We start from the raw sequence: 17454 nt of genomic DNA on the forward strand, positions 1-17454 counted from the left end.
GGCGGCGAAGAGCTGGGCGGCCTGCGCGCTGTGAAGCACTATCTTCAGCGCACGGCTATTCAGGGCAGCCCGTCCATGCTCGCCGCGATCGGTAAACAGTGGGTCCGTGGCGCGGAGGTGCAGGAAGATCGCGTTCATCCGTTCCGTAAATACTTCGAGGAGTTACAGCCGGGCGACAGCCTGCTGACCCCGCGTCGTACCCTGACGGAAGCGGATATCGTGAATTTTGCCTGCCTGAGCGGGGATCATTTCTACGCCCATATGGACAAAATTGGCGCGGCGGAGTCGATTTTTGGTGAGCGCGTGGTACACGGTTATTTCTTGATTTCCGCCGCGGCGGGGCTGTTTGTCGATGCCGGGGTTGGGCCGGTTATTGCCAACTACGGCATGGAAAACCTGCGCTTTATCGAGCCGGTCAAGCCGGATGATACCATTCAGGTGCGCCTGACCTGTAAACGTAAAACGCTGAAGAAACAGCGCACTGCCGAGGAAAAACCCACCGGCGTGGTGGAATGGGCTGTGGAGATCTTCAACCAGCACCAGCAGGCCGTGGCGCTCTACTCCATCCTGACGCTGGTGGCGCGCCAGCAGGGTGACTTTTAATCAATGCAATGGCATTAACCTTGCTGCCTCGAGTGTTTGAGCGCATCAAAATAAGCGGAAGGTAAAACAGGGACTGGATGGCTTTGATTGATCGAACCATCCAGTCTGCCTGGTTTGGATAAGTTACAACCGGAAACACTAAGCAAGTTGACCAAATAGTTAGCATGGTTATTATTTATCGCCGGGAATATCACCACGTTAAATTACATGGATGATTAACAGACTATGGCAATTCCTGTTTACCTTTTCTTAACTGACGATGGTGGGTCAAAAATTACAGGCTCGGTGGATGTTCGTTACCGTGAGGGAAGCATAGAAGTCACCGGCTTTACACACAATCTTCGCCTCCTAATTGATCCTGCCGAATTTGCAAAATTCCAGAACAATAATAATTACGGTGATGATCCAGTCGATCAGTTATGGATAAGGGCAGGAATAGATTATGCGCGACGTTCGGGTTTTTAACTGGCGAGCTGGAATTATTATCTTTATTTTTCTCATATTCATTGCATACCCTTTCCGCGATCTTTTTACCGTGTATGAAAATTTGCAGGAAAAAATCAAGGTTAACGATCGTTTAACTCTTAACATCACCCAGGTTGAGACGGGCTCACTGTCTAAAAACAGGTATCATATTTATCTCTTTGATGCGAAAAGAAGTCCGGAAGAATTCATGTCTAACATTAAGAATATCAATCCCGTCATGATCACCGATGATGATAAAGCTTCAGTGGCAATTAAAAATGGAGACATTTATCTTCGCGTTCGCGGTACGGTTTATTCGTTCACGACGGTAGGTTTTGATGTCCGCACGCATCTCGTTAGCTCGCCTTACTGAAGCGCACTTTATCGGCCATGGGGGTGTGATGCACCCCCGCTCTTTTTTAACCTGGCAAGACTGACAAACAACCTGGCAGATGCAGGCAAACGCTTTTCGTGCGCGCCTGTCAGGATAACGCTGACACAACACAATAAACACAACAAGATGAGGTCTGCGATGGGAAGCAATTCTTCTTTTTCTGCCCGTAGAACGGCACTGGCCATGGCCGTTGCGCTCTGTTGCGCCTGGCAATCCCCTGTTTACGCTCACGGCAGCGAGGCGCATATGGTCCCGATGGACAAAACGCTTCAGGCGTTTGGCGCGGACGTGCAGTGGGATGATTACGCCCAGATGTTCACCATCGTCAAAGACGGTGCCTTTGTGAAGGTCAAACCCGGCGCAAATACCGCCATCGTTAACGGCAAACCGCTGACGCTCCAGGTGCCCGTGGTGATGAAGAACAATAAGGCGTTTATCCCGGAGACCTTTATCAACGATGTCTTTCAGTCCGATCTTGATCAGACATTCCAGGTTGAAAAAAGCCCCCACCCGTTAAACGCGCTGACGGCTGATGAAATCAACCAGGCCGTAGCAATCGTGAAAGCCTCAGCGGATTTTAAACCCAATACCCGCTTTACCCAGATTGCGCTGGCGGAGCCAGAAAAGGCCAAAGTCTGGGACTTTGTGCTTAACGGCACGGCGGTGGATGCGCCCCGTCAGGCCAATATCATCATGCTTGATGGTAAACACATCATCGAAAGCCGGGTGGATCTGAAGGAGAAAAAGATCCTCCGCTGGGAGCCGATAAAAGACGCGCACGGCATGGTACTGCTGGATGACTTCAATACCGTGCAGCAGATCATCAATGAAAGCCCGGAATTTGCCGCCGTGCTGAAAAAGCGCGGCATTACCGACCCGAAGAAAGTGATCACCACCCCGCTTACCGTCGGCTTTTTTGACGGCAAGGATGGGCTGAAACAGGAAGACCGCCTGCTGAAAGTGATCAGCTATCTCGACGTGGGCGACGGTAACTACTGGGCGCACCCGATCGAAAACCTGGTTGCGGTGGTGGATCTCGAGCAGAAGAAAATCCAGAAGATTGAGGAAGGCCCGGTCGTGCCGGTGCCGCTCACGCCGCGCCCTTATGATGGCCGTGACCGCGTTGAAACGGTGAAAAAACCGCTGGAGATTATCGAGCCGGAAGGCAAGAACTACACCATCACCGGGGATAGGGTGCACTGGCAGAACTGGGATTTTCATCTGAGCCTGGACTCACGCGTCGGCCCGATAATCTCCACCGTGACCTATAACGACAACGGCAAAAAGCGACAGGTGATGTATCAGGGGTCGCTCGGCGGCATGATTGTGCCGTACGGCGACCCGGATATCGGCTGGTACTTTAAAGCCTACCTGGACTCCGGCGATTACGGCATGGGTACCCTGACCTCCCCGCTCGTGCGCGGCAAGGATGTTCCGTCTAACGCCGTGATGCTCAACGAAACCATCCCGGATTACACCGGCGCGCCAATGGAGATCCCCCGGGCGATCGCCATTTTCGAGCGTTACGCCGGGCCGGAATATAAGCATCAGGAATTAGGAAAACCCAACGTCAGCACCGAACGCCGCGAGCTGGTGGTGCGCTGGGTCAGCACCGTGGGTAACTACGATTACATCTTCGACTGGGTATTCCACGAAAACGGCACTATCGGCATTGATGCAGGGGCTACGGGCATTGAAGCGGTGAAAGGCGTGCAGACGAAAACCATGCATGATGTCACCGCGAAGGATGACACCCGATACGGAACGCTGATCGACCATAATATTGTCGGTACCACCCACCAGCACATCTACAACTTCCGTCTGGATATGGACGTGGACGGCATCAACAATAAGCTGGTGGCCATGGATCCGGACGTCAAACCGAACACCGCTGGCGGACCGCGCACCAGCACCATGCAGGTTAATCAGTATGATATTGATACCGAACAGCAGGCGGCGCAGAAGTTTGACCCGGGCACCATCCGCCTGCTGAGCAATACCAGCAAAGAGAACCGCATGGGCAACCCGGTCTCATATCAGATCATCCCTTACGCGGGCGGTACACACCCGGTAGCGTCCGGCGCGAAGTTTGCCCCGGACGAGTGGATTTATCACCGCCTGAGCTTTATGGATAAACAACTGTGGGTAACGCGTTACCATCCCGACGAGATGTACCCGGAGGGAAAATACCCGAACCGTTCCACGCACGATACCGGCCTCGGCCAGTACAGCAAAGATAACGAGTCGCTGAACGACCAGGATAACGTCATCTGGATGACCACCGGCACCACCCATGTCGCCCGTGCCGAGGAGTGGCCAATAATGCCGACGGAATGGGTGCACACGTTGCTCAAGCCGTGGAATTTCTTTGACGAGACGCCAACGCTCGGCAAGAAAAAAGAGCAGAAATAACCCACCGACCGGGCGTAATGCCCGGTTTTTCATCCGCTTACTTGCTGAATTACTCTCCCCGATTATAGTTATTGTTACCTCGCTTAATCCTTTTGCATTTCTTGACACACTTTCACCAGGATTCGAAGTCTCCACAAACAACGTCACAGTTTACTGAGAGGTTTTAGGATGAGAATCAATGAGATCGTCAGGAGTCTCGCGCTGGCGGGATGTTTTATTTCTACCAGTTCCGCCTGGGCCGCAGAAGCACCTAAGGATGCCAGCGCAGCAACGCAACAGGCCAACAACGCACTCTTCAACCAGCTTCCTTTCTCCGATAACACCGATTTTACCAACGCCCACAAAGGGTTTATTGCCCCGCTGCCTCAGGAAATTATCAAAGGGGAGCAAGGCAACACCGTCTGGGATCCTCAGCAGTACGCTTTTATCAAAGAAGGCGATAAGGCGCCCGACTCGGTTAACCCGAGCTTATGGCGTCAGTCCCAGCTGATCAACATCAGCGGTCTGTTTGAAGTGACCGAAGGCGTCTACCAGATCCGTAACCTCGACCTGTCAAACATGACTATTATTGAAGGTAAAGAAGGCATTACCGTGGTCGACCCGCTGGTGTCGGCAGAAACGGCCAAAGTCGGGATGGATCTTTACTATAAAAATCGCGGTAACAAGCCTGTGGTCGCCGTTATTTACACCCACAGCCACGTTGACCACTATGGCGGCGTGCGCGGCGTGGTGGATGAAGCAGATGTGAAGTCCGGCAAGGTGAAAGTCTACGCGCCCGCCGGATTTATGGAGGCCGCCGTCGCGGAGAATATCATGGCGGGTAACGTCATGAGCCGCCGCGCCAGCTATATGTACGGCAACCTGCTGAAGCCGGATGCGAAGGGCCAGGTCGGCGCGGGTCTCGGCACCACCACCTCCGCCGGGACGGTGACCCTGATCGCACCGACCAATATCATCGAGAAAGATGGTCAGAAAGAGGTGATCGACGGCCTGACCTATGATTTTATGCTCGCGCCGGGATCGGAAGCGCCTTCTGAGATGCTCTGGTATATCGAAGAGAAAAAGCTGATCGAGTCTGCGGAAGATGTCACCCATACCCTTCACAACACCTACTCCCTGCGCGGTGCGAAAATTCGTGAACCGCTGCCATGGTCGAAATACATCAACCAGGCAATTGTACGCTGGGGTGATAAGGCCGAAGTTATCATGGCGCAGCACCACTGGCCGACCTGGGGCAACGAGAATGTGGTTAACCTGCTGAAAAGCCAGCGCGACCTGTATCGCTACATTAACGACCAGACCCTGCGCATGGCGAATGAAGGGCTGACGCGTGACGAGATCGCCGCCAACTTCAAGCTGCCGAACTCCCTGGCCAATACCTGGGCCAACCGAGGCTATTACGGTTCAGTCAGCCATGACGTCAAAGCCACCTACGTGCTCTATTTAGGCTGGTTTGACGGCAACCCCGCGACCCTGGATGAACTGCCGCCTGAAGAAGCCGCGAAGAAATTTGTGGAGTATATGGGAGGCGCGGATGCCATCCTGAGCAAAGCGAAAACCGACTTTGACCAGGGGAACTACCGCTGGGTGGCTCAGGTGGTCAGCAAAGTGGTCTTTGCCGATCCAAATAATCAGGCCGCGCGAAACCTGGAAGCGGATGCGCTGGAGCAGCTGGGTTATCAGGCTGAATCAGGCCCGTGGCGTAACTTCTACCTGACCGGCGCCCAGGAGCTGCGTAACGGCGTGGTGAAAGGACCGACCCCGAACACCGCCAGCCCGGACACCGTGCGCGCGATGACGCCAGAAATGTTCTTTGACTATCTGGCGGTGCACATTAACGGTGAAAAAGCGGCGGATGCAAAATCGGTGTTTAACATCGACCTCGGCAGCGACGGCGGTAAATACAAGCTGGAACTGGAAAATGGCGTGCTGAACCACACGGCGAACGCCGAAGCGAAAGACGCTGACGCGACCGTGACCCTCAACCGCGATACGCTGAATAAAATCATCCTGAAAGAAGTGACGCTTAGACAGGCGCAGGATAATGGCGATATCAAAGTGACCGGCGATGCCGCAAAACTCGATGCCATGCTCGGTTACATGGATAAATTTGAATTCTGGTTTAACATTGTGACCCCGTAAAGGCAGCACTCGCGGGCGGAGGTTCCGCCCGCTCAAGGAAAATTCTCTTCAATGGAAAAAAGACATCCAGCCACACCCGAACCCGCGACATGGCCTACCCGTAAATCAATGGTTGTTCACGGGCTGGCCGTGAACCTGCCGTGGCTCGCCTTTGTGAATGCCAGCTTTGCCCTTATGGTCCTGCTGCGCAATTCGCTTTTCGGCCATATCGATGCCCTCCTGCACATCAGCCCGCCTCTGCGGCAGATGATAGACGCCTCCATGCTGGGGGTAGTCATCCTTTCCGTGGCGCTGGTAATAATGGCCTGGCGCCACATCCGCGGCGTCAGCGCGGTGCTGTTAATGTGTAGCCTGCTATGGTCGATAAGTTGTTACTGGTTTATCAACGTGATACAGCTTCCTCATCCCTGGCCGATATTCGTTACCCTGCTGATGGCCGGTATGACCGCGCTCTATTTTCACCCGGTGGCACTGCTCTGCTTCACCGTTCCGCTATGGATAAGCCTGCCCGTTGCCAGCATGCTGCTGAATCAGGAAATTAATTATCGCTTCGCCGGGCTGTGGGTGGTGTTCACCTTCATTCTCGTGTGCGGGCGCTATATCCTGTTGAGCTGGTTTGAAGAGGCGTGGCGTCGCAACCAGCAGAATCAGCGTTTAATTTCGCGGCTGGATGCGCTGGCCCATCAGGATCCGCTGACGAAAACGGCCAACCGGCGGGCGATGGAGCTGGTGCTGGAAAACGCCGTGGAGCAAGGCAAACGCTTCGCGGTGCTGATGCTGGATGTCGATTACTTCAAACTGTATAACGACACCTATGGTCACCAGGCAGGAGACGCGTGTCTCGCGAGGGTGGCAGAGGTGCTGAACACCTCGGTGCGCACGCCAGAGGATGTGGTTTCGCGCTACGGTGGTGAGGAGTTCGTCGTGATCCTCTTTGACTGTGAAGAAAGCGTTGCTGAGAAAGTCGCCGCGCGGATCCAGGCTGGCCTGCGCACCGCAGCCATTGCGCACAGCGCGTCGAAGGTGAGTGAATGTGTGACGGTGAGTATGGGCATTGCCGGCTATACCCCAGGACTGGCCGGCCCGGAAATCATCGCCCGCGCCGATGCAGCGTTGTATCGGGCGAAGGAGTCCGGGCGGGATAGGTGGTCGCGTTAAATAATGCCGGGTGCCGGCTTCGCCTTACCCGGCGTTTTATTAATACCGCACACACACCGACTTGGTTTCACACCAGCCATCCAGCCAGTCGGGGCCGAAATCGCGCCCGGTGCCAGACTGCTTCATGCCGCCGAACGGCAGGTTGGCGTCTATCAGCGTGTGGCTGTTCACCCACACGGTTCCTGCCTGTAACCTGTCGGTATACGCTAGCGCTTTACTGATATTCTGCGTCCAGACGCTGGCCGTTAAGCCGTATTCAGTGTCGTTCGCCAGCTGAAGCGCCTCTTCCCCGTCGTCCACACGAACCAGGTTCACCACCGGCCCGAAGACCTCTTCACGCGTCAGTCGCAGATGATTATCCGGGTTGACCACCAGCGTTGGCGAAACGTAATAGCCTTTGCCGTCTGGCCCCCGGTTCCCGGCGATCAGCTCCGCATTGTGCGCCTTCGCCTCATCCAGGAACGCCTGAACCTTATCGCAATGGGCGCGCGACACCAGCGGGTTGATAAACGCATCCGGCGACATGCCCGGCCCGACGCTCAGAGATTTCACGGCCTGTTCAAAGCCGCTGACCAGCGTGTCGAACAGCGGAGCCTCAATATAAATACGCGAGCTGGCCGCGCAGACCTGCCCCTGATTCAGGAAGCTGCCGGTCATCAGCCCTTCAATTACCCACGCCGGATCGGCGTCTTTCAGCACGATGGCCGGGTTTTTGCCGCCCAGCTCCAGCGTCACGCCCGTTAGCGTATCCGCAGCCACGCGGGCAATCTGCTTGCCCGTCGCCGTCGAACCGGTAAAGCTTACTTTGGCAATGCGCGGGTGCGAGGTTAGCGCCGCGCCACAGACGGCGCCACTACCGGTCACCACGTTGAACACGCCATCCGGGATCCCCGCCTCGCTCGCCAGTTCCGCCACCCGTAACAGGGTGAGCGGCGTGGTTTCCGAGGGTTTGATCACGATGGAGCAACCTGCCGCCAGCGCGGGCATTACTTTCCACATGCCAATCATCAGCGGGAAGTTCCACGGCACAATCCCCGCCACGACTCCCACCGGCTCTTTACGCGTCCACGCCTGATAACGCGCGCCCTGCGGCAGTGGAATCGAGAGATCGAGGGTTTTACCGGCAATTTTGGTGGTCAGCCCTGCCGTGTAGCGCATCCAGTTCAGGGTGCATCCCACCTCGAAGGCGCGGGAGATGTTAATGGATTTCCCCTGCTCCAGGGTTTCGAGCTGTGCCAGCTCTTCGCCATGCTGTTCCACCAAATCGGCAAACCGCAGCAGGATGCGTTCCCGCTCTGCCGGCAGACGCCCTGCCCAGCTTCGGGCGACAAAGGCGCGCCAGCCAGACATCACCGCACGATCGACATCATCGACGCTGGCATCGGCGGTGGAGGCAATAACCTCTCCGGTCGCCGGGTTGTAGACGTTCAGACGCTTTTCGCTGTCGGATGCCGCCTGACGCCCTTCAATCCACAGGCCGTGCTGGCGATCTAAAAACTGCTGCACGCCTGGCAGGATGGCGACGTGTGATTCGGACATAGGATACTCCTTCGTTATGCTTCGCAGGGTGTGTATGCAGTCTAAGAGGGGAATCGCATTCCTGCTTTTGTCTGTGTGACATTCGCTTTGTCAGCTGTGACAGGCTCCGCAAATCGTGATAATTCCCACTTATATCGCTGTAACCGTTGAGTGTTCTTTCCTATAGTCAGCCTCGTAGCCCTGACAAAATGCAACATAAATGCAACAATGCGAAAACAGTGACGGTGCAGCGAGAACATCAATGGCGTGTGCAAGCGAACAGGACAATTTTCAGCAGTGGCTGGCGCAAATTAACCAGGTTTGTGGGCGCTTTGCGGCACGTCCGTTAGAGGGGGCGTTTCTCGGCGAACTGGAAACCAGCTATACCCAAAGTCTGAAGCTGAGCACGGTGACCGCCGCAGGCGTTAACCTTTTTCGCACCCGTCAGGAGATCAAAAACGGCAACGACGCCTGGTTCTACACCGTGTTTCAGCTGGAAGGCAGCGCCGGAATCGAACAGGACAACCAGCGCGCGATGCTGAAAGCCGGGGATATCACGCTGATTGACGCCTCCCGCCCGTGCTCCATTTACTGGCAGGAGCGTTCCCGCCAGATTTCGCTGCTGCTCCCGCGACAAATCATTGAGCAACACGCGCGTTTTCAGGAAGTGAGGTGCGCGCTGCCCCTCTCCCGCAGTCTGCCTACCGTACAGCTGAGCTACCGGCTGCTACAGGAGAGCATGGGCAATGCCGATCTCAGCGCCAGCGAAAGCGAAGCGGCGCTGGAGGCGATGGTGTGTCTGCTGCGTCCGGCCTTCCAGCAGCAACACGAGGTGCTGCCGCGCAAGGAGCGTCAGTTCCGCCACGTTCTGTCCCTGATTGATGATCATATTCAGTCAGAGGCGTTAAGACCGGAGTGGATAGCTTCAGAGAGCGGCATGTCCGTGCGGAGCTTGTACCGCATGTTTGCCGGGAAAGGGCTGGTGGTGGCGCAGTATATTAAGAACCGTCGCCTCGATTTATGCGCTCAGGCGCTGCGTTCCATCAGCGATGACGAAAAGCTGGCGGGCATTGGCTACAGCTGGGGCTTTACCGACCATAGCCATTTTTCCACCGCCTTTAAACAGCGTTTCGGGGTTTCGCCGGGCGAATACCGTAAGCGTTACCGTTAGTTACTTTTTTAGCCACTTGCCGTTAATCCCCTTCACGTATTCACCCGGCTGGGCGCGCGCCACCAGCTTTTGTCCCGCCATTTTCGCCACTTCGTCGACGGGCAAATTATTGCTGTCAGCTAACTGCTGGTAACTTTCCGTGCGTGCGGCGTTGATACGGCTCACCAGCGCCAGGGTTTCAGCGTCGTGCTGAACGGGCGCAAGATAGCCGCTCAGGGTTTCCCCTACGCGCCCCTGGACACGTGCATCGTTGAGCGTAAGCGTGGCGGCGTGAACGTTCATCCCCAGCGCCAGTAACATCAGAGCTAATCGTTTCATGGCATCCTCAGAACAGATCGCTGCGGGATTTCAGCAGGGCTTCAACGTCTTTATCCACCTTGATATGGATTTCATGCTCAATTTTCACGTTCATGTTGATAGTGATCGGCTCTTTGGGCGCCGCCACTTCAATGCGCGGCGTGCAGCCTGACAGCAGCGCGACGACGGCCACGGTGAGTACACCAGCCCTCTTTTTCATTGTTGTTCCTCACTTTCCTTGCCTGTCGAACCGCGGAGAAGGGGTATCGCCGCATGTTGCTCAAACCATGTTTGCAGATTGTCCCCAAAGCGCAGGCTGCGCCAGAGGGTAAAAATGTTCTCTTCATGGGTGTAATTCAGGTTTACGAAACTGCTTTTGCCCTCGACGCGGCTGGTGCCTTTAATGGCCGCCTGCATGGTTAACACACCCAGATTATCCACATTGAGTTTTGTCCACGACTGCGAAATTTCCATATAGCGGAGCCAGTTGATCGCCGCCCCGGCAACCACGTTGTCTTTCACAATGGCATCCGCCGTGTCCTGGTCGATGCGCAGCGTCATCGGCCCCGGGTTGGTCAGCCAGCCATCTTTAATGATCCATTTTTCATTGTCCAGCCAGAACGGCAGCGCGCCGCTCACCGGGCCGGACATGGCAAACTGCTTCGGATTCACCGCGCTTATCAGTTCGCTGGAGGAAATATTATCCACGCGTAGTAAAGCCGGATCGTGCTGCGGCATTCTCAACTGCTGCATGGTGATTTTCCCGCCGAGCGCTTCCACCTTCACGTTGGTGAGCAGGAGCGGGTTCGCTTCGGTCCAGGGATAATCGCCCTGGAGATCCGCGGTGATATTTCGGGCTGTGACCAGGTTTTTTACCTCGTCGATTCGTAACGTTACCGGCCCGCGCGTGCCCAGCGACCAGGTACCCTGGCTTAAGCGGAACGGCAGAACAAAATCAACGCCGTTGATTTCGTTATCCGGCATCCACGCGCTGCCCGCTTTCAGCACCCCGTGCCCCCCGGCCTCAAACCCCTGATCGGAGGCCGCTGAGAAAGCCACCTGTGCGTACATTTCGCCGCCGCGCAGGGTCAGTTTCCAGTCTGGCGGGATCAGCGGCTGGAACACCGTAAGAGACTGTTTTGGCCACCAGGCCTGACCGCGAAGGCGTTCGCCATCCCAGCGTCCATTCACCTGGACCGGGCCGATGTCGTCCGCATGCAGGTTCCCTTTAAACTGGAACACCGTCGGGTCTGTCCCGTCAACGCTGAAGGTCAAAACGGACGGCGGCAGCACGCTTCCGCCCGAGAAGCTTGTTTGCCCGGCATTGAGCGCGAGCGCGCCGCTAAAGGTGGGGTTATCCGGGTCCCGCGACCAGCGCACCGGGTGATCCAGCACCAGGCGCGGCTTGCTGACCAGCATCGTACCGTACTGCAATTTGTCGAACCCCGTGGAAAGATCGGTCAGTTCGATAACGTTGTCGCGCCACTCCCCGGTTCCCCGGACATCCCAGCGCGCATTCATCGGCGTGAAATTCCCTTTACCCCAGTAGCGCCACTGCCACAAACCGTTGTCCGGTAAAAAGTCGTTAGCCTGGCCGTCCAGATGCAGCTCAAAATCGCCCATCTCGTTTTCATGCGCCCGCAGAATGGCTTGCAGGCGGCCGTCCACGCCCTTCTGCGTGAGCTTCACGCCTGCCAGCGGCCAGCGGATCTCATCGATATCCAGCGAGTCGATGATGCGCCCGCGCGAGCGCAATAATGCGCCGGGTTCAAACGTAAGCTGCGGATCGTAAAGGCTGCCGGTCAGCTTCGCCGGGAGTCTGGCATACAGGATCAGATCGTTTTGCTTGGCTTCCCCGCTCAGGTGCAGCGGCATAGCGCTGTTTTCCATACTGAGCGAGCCGGGACCGATATTCAGCACCGCGTTGCCCTTCCCCGCATCCCCCTGGGTCAGCACGTTGAGCCGCCCTGTGAAGGTGGCTTTCTCTAGCCCCTGCTGCCAGTTATCCACTTTCAGCCCGACGCGACCGCTCATCGGCATACCGGAGGCTGACCAGTTCCAGCGTCCGTCGCTGACGGTTAACTGCTGAGCGGTGATCTGCCACGGTAAATCGAGCAGTGGATCGGGGTTGTCCCGCGCCATGACCACCAGCTGGCCCTGATTGTCCTCCCAGTCCAGATCGGCATCGACCAGCGAGGATAACTGTGGCACGTTAAAGGTCGCGACCGTATGCCCTTTCACCGGCACGCCGTCCGGTACCAACGGCAGGGTAAATTCACCGATCAGCTTCACGGGCTGCGGCTGATCCGGCAGTTGCACATCGAACTGGCTGATGGAGAGCGTCTGGCCGCGCAACTGCCCCTTAATGCTCACCTGCTCGCCGTTATAAGTGATGTCCTGGCGGGCTGGCGTGAGTGAAGCATGCAGCTCACCCTCCCACTGCTGCCAGGGAGAAAGGGTAAAGCGGTGGATGGTCAGCCAGGTGTTGGGCAGGATGGCCTGCCACTGCGCCAGCGTTTTCGGCGCCACCGTTGAGGACGCTGACTGCGGTAATTTGCTCAGGCAGACAGAATTAAGTTCAAGTGCGCCAATATCCAGATCCCAACGGCTTGGGTGTGACAGGGTCACGTTTTCCACACGGGCAATTTCGCACTCTTCTACCAGATAGCGGAGATCGGGGATGATCAGGGCGTGGCGCGTGAGCCGTGGGCTTTCTTCAAACGCGATGCGCGTTCCAACAGGGAGCCAGATCCCGGCGAGCGTGGGTACCCACTGGGCGAGCGTCATCAGCAGCGTCAGCGGCACGAGTAATAGCAGCAGTAATAGCGCGATTGCGGCTTTGTATTTACCCTTCATGGGCAGTTAATATCCTGATTTTGCGAAAAAAATAAGCCGTTCTTGCCGCTCATTGTCGCATGTTTAGCCAGTCAGTTGAAGGTAATGCCATTTTTAAGAGTAGATGCTCTACAATAATTCATAGAACTTATTGATTTCAATGAATTTTGAAAAATTGTAAGATAATTTTAAACATGCTAACGTGGTTCCAAAATCACTGGAGAAAGTCTTATGAAACTCGCGGTATATAGCACAAAGCAGTACGACAAAAAGTATCTGCAACATGTTAACGAGACGTACGGTTTCGATCTTGAATTTTTCGACTTTCTGCTGACAGAAAAGACGGCTAAAACCGCTCACGGCTGCGAAGGCGTGTGTATCTTCGTTAACGACGACGGTAGCCGACCGGTGCTGGAAGAGTTGAAAAAACAGGGCGTGAAATACATTGCCCTGCGCTGCGCAGGCTTTAACAACGTCGATCTCGATGCCGCCAAAGAGCTGGGTCTGAAGGTCGTTCGCGTCCCAGCCTATTCTCCGGAAGCCGTGGCTGAACATGCCGTCGGGATGATGATGTCGCTCAACCGTCGTATTCACCGTGCCTATCAGCGTACCCGTGATGCTAACTTCTCTCTGGAAGGGCTGACCGGCTTTACCATGTATGGTAAAACCGCAGGCGTGATTGGTACCGGCAAAATTGGTGTGGCCGCCCTTCGCATCCTGAAAGGATTTGGCATGCGCCTGCTGGCGTTTGATCCGTACCCTAGCGCCGCTGCGCTGGAGCTGGGCGTGGAGTATGTCGATCTGAAAACGCTCTTCTCGCAGTCTGATGTTATCTCCCTGCACTGTCCGTTGACCCCGGAAAACTATCACCTGCTTAACCAGTCGGCGTTCGACCAGATGAAAGACGGCGTGATGATCATCAATACCAGCCGCGGCGGACTGATCGACTCTCAGGCCGCTATCGAAGCGCTGAAAACGCAAAAAATTGGCGCGTTGGGTATGGATGTGTATGAGAACGAACGCGACCTGTTCTTTGAGGATAAATCTAACGACGTGATTCAGGATGACGTGTTCCGTCGCCTGTCGGCCTGCCACAACGTGTTGTTCACCGGCCACCAGGCGTTTCTGACCGCCGAAGCGCTGATTAGTATATCGGAAACCACGCTGGGGAATTTACAGCAGCTTGATAAGGGCGAAGCGTGCCCTAACGCGATCGTTTAAGACCGTCAGGCCGGGCGGCGGTAACCTCTGCCCGGCCAATAACAAGCCCATCAGAAAAATAAGCACAGGTTAACTATTAAGACGGGTAACGTTCACCGTAAATATAACAATCAAGGATATGACTGTTCCGGTGTGACCATATCAGAATGAGACTCTGATGAAGGCTGCGTGATTTGCTGCACTATCGTAACCAGTTGTTCAAAAACAGCTCTCATTTGCGTCGGGTAGGTTAAAGACAACCAGGTTGCCAGCACTGCTCCAGCCAAAAAGCCCAACTTCATACACCATCCATAATAAATTCAGCGAGATACAAGCTTTAACGTATGTGTGGTGCCGGGTGCCTCCCGGTGAGTCGTTGGTCAGCCACCTTGACCCGCTACTGATTGCCTAAGCTACACGTGCTGTTTAGCCCCTCCGCACAGGGGGATTCACCACGCGAGAAAAATAACACAGTGCCCCGGCTGGTTTAGGGGATATTTCGTTTAAAAATAAATAATGACCATACAAATTTAATCTATAACTGTTTTCAGGAACCCTTCTACACTTTAAGCGGATATATCAGTAATAAGATTAATATAAGTCAGTTTTATTACGTCCCTAAATGCTGGGCTATTTACTTAGCCTTCACACGTTTTTGCCATTAGCAGAGGAGTCTGAAATATGGCATTCGTAACAACGAAAGATGGTGTCAGTATTTATTACAAAGACTGGGGTCCGAAGGATGCGCAGCCGATCGTTTTCCATCACGGCTGGCCGCTGAGCGCCGATGACTGGGATAACCAGATGCTCTTTTTCCTTGCAGAAGGCTTCCGCGTCATCGCCCTCGACCGTCGTGGTCATGGTCGTTCCGATCAGGTAAGTGAAGGTCATGATATGGATCATTATGCCTCCGACGCATCGGCCGTGGTCGAAAGCCTTGATTTGCGTAATGCAGTGCACGTCGGCCACTCCACCGGCGGGGGCCAGGTCGCCAGGTACGTTGCGAAGTACGGCCAGCCTCAGGGGCGAGTGGCCAAAGCGGTACTGGTCAGCGCCGTTCCTCCGCTGATGGTAAAATCAGACACGAACCCCGGCGGAACGCCCATTGAGGTGTTTGACGGCTTCCGCCAGGCGCTGGCCGCTAACCGCGCCCAGTTTTACCTCGACGTCGCCAGCGGTCCTTTCTATGGATTTAACCGAGACGGAGCAGAGGTTTCGCAGGGCACAATCCAGAACTGGTGGCGTCAGGGAATGATCGGTAGCGCCAAAGCCCACTATGAAGGCATTAAGGCGTTTTCAGAGACCGACCAGACGGACGATCTTAAAGCCATTACGGTTCCCGTCCTTGTGTTGCAGGGTGATGACGATCAGGTTGTCCCCTATAAAAATGCCGCCCTTCTACAGGATAAGCTGCTCGCAAACAGCGAACTCAAAATTTATCCAGGCTTCCCGCATGGGATGCATACCACGCATGCAGATACCATAAACGCCGATATACTGACATTTATTCGCTCATAAAGACGATGATTATCCATAATACAACCGGGCATCACGCCCGGTTCTCTTTTGCGGCAAGAATTGAGCGACCATTTCAGGAAGAAACGCTTACAGGAGTTTGATTTTTACTTCATACCCCTCGAGGCCCGTCATGGCCTCACGAGCGATAAACTCTATTTCAGAAACTTCCTGCCCTGTTTTTTTTCGTAACTCTGCAATTTTTTTGGCTATAAGCGCTGAAATCTCTTCCTCTGCCTTTTGTGTCAGTGCGTCAACTTTCATCTTTACCTCTTACGACCGTTAACTGTATCCATTCTCTAAATGGTTTTAACCATAACCCTATGTAAAGCGTAGACTATCTACGTTACGTATGCTGCATTAACCTTAAGATGAGCAGCATGATGGAGCCGTCACATTTAAACATGCATTTATGTTGCATTATTTGAACAAGCTGTTATTGTCCCGAAGCCTTAGAGCACATAAACATAAGAAAAGTTTTGACTTAAACTTGCCCCGCATCAGGGGCATTTTTTTGGCTGTCTGTAAACAAAAAACCCGCCAGAAGCGGGTTTTTGTGGTATTCGAGAAAATTATTTAAAGACTTCTGCGACGGCCTGGAAGTTAGGGCCATGCTCGCGGGCAGCGATAATGACGTAGTATTTCCCGCCCTTCTCGTCTGCCAGTTTTGAGAGTTTTTGATGAAGATCTGAAGGTGAAGAAATTTGTCCACCTGAAGCCCCTACAGATACATTACCAAGGTATTCAAGTTTGAAGTGGTGCGCTTCATCCTTGGAAATCATATCTGCCGCAGATGCGCCGAAGCTTGCTACTGTTAAAGCCAATACACTCCCTAATAGTGCTTTTTTCATATCATTCCTCCTGTTGATGAATCTATATATTTAACATTAGCACCAAATATGTAAATGATCCGTATCAATATTGTAGAAGAATTGAGCATCACGACCAGCCATCACTGACCTGAACGGCGGGTGCAGCAGTTTCATCTACTATACTGACCCTTGTAGTGAGCATTTATCTGTCCGGTTGCGCCTGAAGCAACCGAAACTTACCTGTACCATGACCATCAGGAGAACAATATGCACACGAGTAAAACCCTGAAAAGGCTGCTAGCCGTATCAGCAGTTGCAGCAATGTTCAGCACCGTTGGCGTACAAGCCCAGACGACAAGCGCCGCACAAACTCAAACTGCGGGCAAGGCTCAACCGGACGCCAGACTCAGCTCCGGCGACGAGAAAGCGTTGAAGGACATGGCGCAGGCCAATATCAACGAAGTCGCCGCCGCCAGGCTCGCCCTGGACAAGGCCCAAAGCAGTGAAGTGAAAACATTCGCTCAGAAAATGGTCGACGATCACGGCGCCGCGCTGACCAAAGTCCAGACCGTTGCCCAGAAAAAGGGCGTGGAGCTGCCGACCGAACCAGACGCCGCGCATAAAGCCCTGAACTCAAGGCTGGAAAACCAGCGTGGTGACGCTTTTGACAAAATGTATATGGAATATGCTGGCGTGAAGGACCACGAGAAGGTGCTGTCGAAGCTTAAGAGCGACGCCAGTAAAATCGACGATCCGGATGTGAAGGCTCTGGCCAACGAGCACACGCCCGTCGTTGAGCAGCATCTGAAGTCCGCCGAGCAGATGTCAACCCACTCCGGCGCATCAGCCGATAAATAACGCGTCGGTAAAACGACAATTGCAAAACAAAGTGGGGCCCGCAGGCCCCACGCTTATTTCCCCTTCCTGATGAA

Annotated in this window: 15 protein-coding genes and 1 pseudogene; 10 read left to right on the forward strand and 6 right to left on the reverse strand. The window is 54.6% G+C overall.

The features are described from left to right. The 6 genes and pseudogenes from DD606_RS12505 to DD606_RS12530 all read left to right on the forward strand — a co-directional run. Positions 1-603: MaoC/PaaZ C-terminal domain-containing protein (locus tag DD606_RS12505; protein ID WP_255573100.1), on the forward strand; the 603-nt coding region annotated here is incomplete at its 5' end. Between the two features lie 225 nt (positions 604-828). Then, positions 829-951 (forward strand): annotated as a pseudogene (locus DD606_RS25945) (type VI secretion system tube protein Hcp); the annotation flags it as partial. A gap of 94 nt (positions 952-1045) precedes the next feature. Then, positions 1046-1441, forward strand: coding sequence for a hypothetical protein (locus DD606_RS12515; RefSeq protein WP_129258720.1), 396 nt, complete (start codon positions 1046-1048; stop codon positions 1439-1441). 159 nt (positions 1442-1600) lie between these two features. Further along, positions 1601-3874, forward strand: coding sequence for a primary-amine oxidase (gene tynA / locus DD606_RS12520; protein ID WP_129258722.1), 2274 nt, complete (start codon positions 1601-1603; stop codon positions 3872-3874). A 168-nt stretch (positions 3875-4042) separates the two neighbouring features. Next, a complete protein-coding gene (locus DD606_RS12525) occupies positions 4043-6016 on the forward strand; it encodes an alkyl/aryl-sulfatase (protein WP_023324592.1) in 1974 nt (657 codons plus the stop codon). 51 nt (positions 6017-6067) lie between these two features. Beyond that, on the forward strand, positions 6068-7174 hold the full coding sequence (locus DD606_RS12530) for a GGDEF domain-containing protein (protein ID WP_063158730.1): 1107 nt from the start codon (positions 6068-6070) through the stop codon (positions 7172-7174). A gap of 39 nt (positions 7175-7213) precedes the next feature. On the opposite strand, the gene DD606_RS12535 is transcribed toward DD606_RS12530, so the two are convergent. Then, positions 7214-8713, reverse strand: coding sequence for an aldehyde dehydrogenase family protein (locus DD606_RS12535; protein ID WP_022651146.1), 1500 nt, complete (start codon positions 8711-8713; stop codon positions 7214-7216). Positions 8714-8954: 241 nt separating this feature from the next. On the opposite strand from DD606_RS12535, the gene feaR reads away from it, so the two are divergent. Continuing rightward, the gene (feaR, locus tag DD606_RS12540; RefSeq protein WP_023314084.1) at positions 8955-9863 is read left to right on the forward strand and encodes a transcriptional regulator FeaR; all 909 of its coding nucleotides are present in this window, start codon (positions 8955-8957) and stop codon (positions 9861-9863) included. On the opposite strand, the gene DD606_RS12545 is transcribed toward feaR, so the two are convergent. The 3 genes from DD606_RS12545 to DD606_RS12555 are packed head-to-tail and all read right to left on the reverse strand — an operon-like array spanning position 9864 to position 13016. Continuing rightward, positions 9864-10181: a YdbL family protein gene (locus DD606_RS12545; protein ID WP_023324590.1), complete on the reverse strand. Its 318-nt coding sequence runs from the start codon at positions 10179-10181 to the stop codon at positions 9864-9866. It abuts the gene before it with no gap. A gap of 7 nt (positions 10182-10188) precedes the next feature. Continuing rightward, the gene (locus DD606_RS12550; RefSeq protein WP_003857369.1) at positions 10189-10380 is read right to left on the reverse strand and encodes a YnbE family lipoprotein; all 192 of its coding nucleotides are present in this window, start codon (positions 10378-10380) and stop codon (positions 10189-10191) included. Then, on the reverse strand, positions 10377-13016 hold the full coding sequence (locus DD606_RS12555; protein ID WP_003857370.1) for a YdbH family protein: 2640 nt from the start codon (positions 13014-13016) through the stop codon (positions 10377-10379). The genes DD606_RS12550 and DD606_RS12555 overlap by 4 nt, the downstream gene beginning before the upstream one ends. Before the next feature lie 210 nt (positions 13017-13226). Between DD606_RS12555 and DD606_RS12560 the strand changes: the two genes are divergently transcribed. Together DD606_RS12560 and DD606_RS12565 are read left to right on the forward strand one after the other, a co-directional pair. Beyond that, positions 13227-14216 (forward strand): 2-hydroxyacid dehydrogenase, encoded by a 990-nt coding sequence (locus tag DD606_RS12560; protein WP_003857375.1) that lies wholly within the window; start codon positions 13227-13229, stop codon positions 14214-14216. 660 nt (positions 14217-14876) lie between these two features. Continuing rightward, positions 14877-15713: an alpha/beta fold hydrolase gene (locus DD606_RS12565; protein ID WP_003857377.1), complete on the forward strand. Its 837-nt coding sequence runs from the start codon at positions 14877-14879 to the stop codon at positions 15711-15713. A gap of 87 nt (positions 15714-15800) precedes the next feature. Here DD606_RS12565 and DD606_RS12570 read toward each other — a convergent pair whose 3' ends face one another. Further along, positions 15801-15974, reverse strand: a complete 174-nt coding sequence (locus DD606_RS12570) for an addiction module toxin, GnsA/GnsB family (protein ID WP_003857379.1) — start codon at positions 15972-15974, stop codon at positions 15801-15803. Positions 15975-16282: 308 nt separating this feature from the next. After that, the gene (locus DD606_RS12575) at positions 16283-16561 is read right to left on the reverse strand and encodes a DUF1471 domain-containing protein (protein WP_003857380.1); all 279 of its coding nucleotides are present in this window, start codon (positions 16559-16561) and stop codon (positions 16283-16285) included. Between the two features lie 228 nt (positions 16562-16789). On the opposite strand from DD606_RS12575, the gene DD606_RS12580 reads away from it, so the two are divergent. Further along, positions 16790-17380, forward strand: a complete 591-nt coding sequence (locus DD606_RS12580; protein ID WP_003857383.1) for a DUF4142 domain-containing protein — start codon at positions 16790-16792, stop codon at positions 17378-17380. Positions 17381-17454 lie beyond the last annotated feature (74 nt).

Origin of the sequence: Enterobacter cloacae complex sp. GF14B, from assembly GCF_004136805.1 — a bacterium.
In the GTDB taxonomy this organism is placed as follows: domain Bacteria; phylum Pseudomonadota; class Gammaproteobacteria; order Enterobacterales; family Enterobacteriaceae; genus Enterobacter; species Enterobacter hormaechei_C.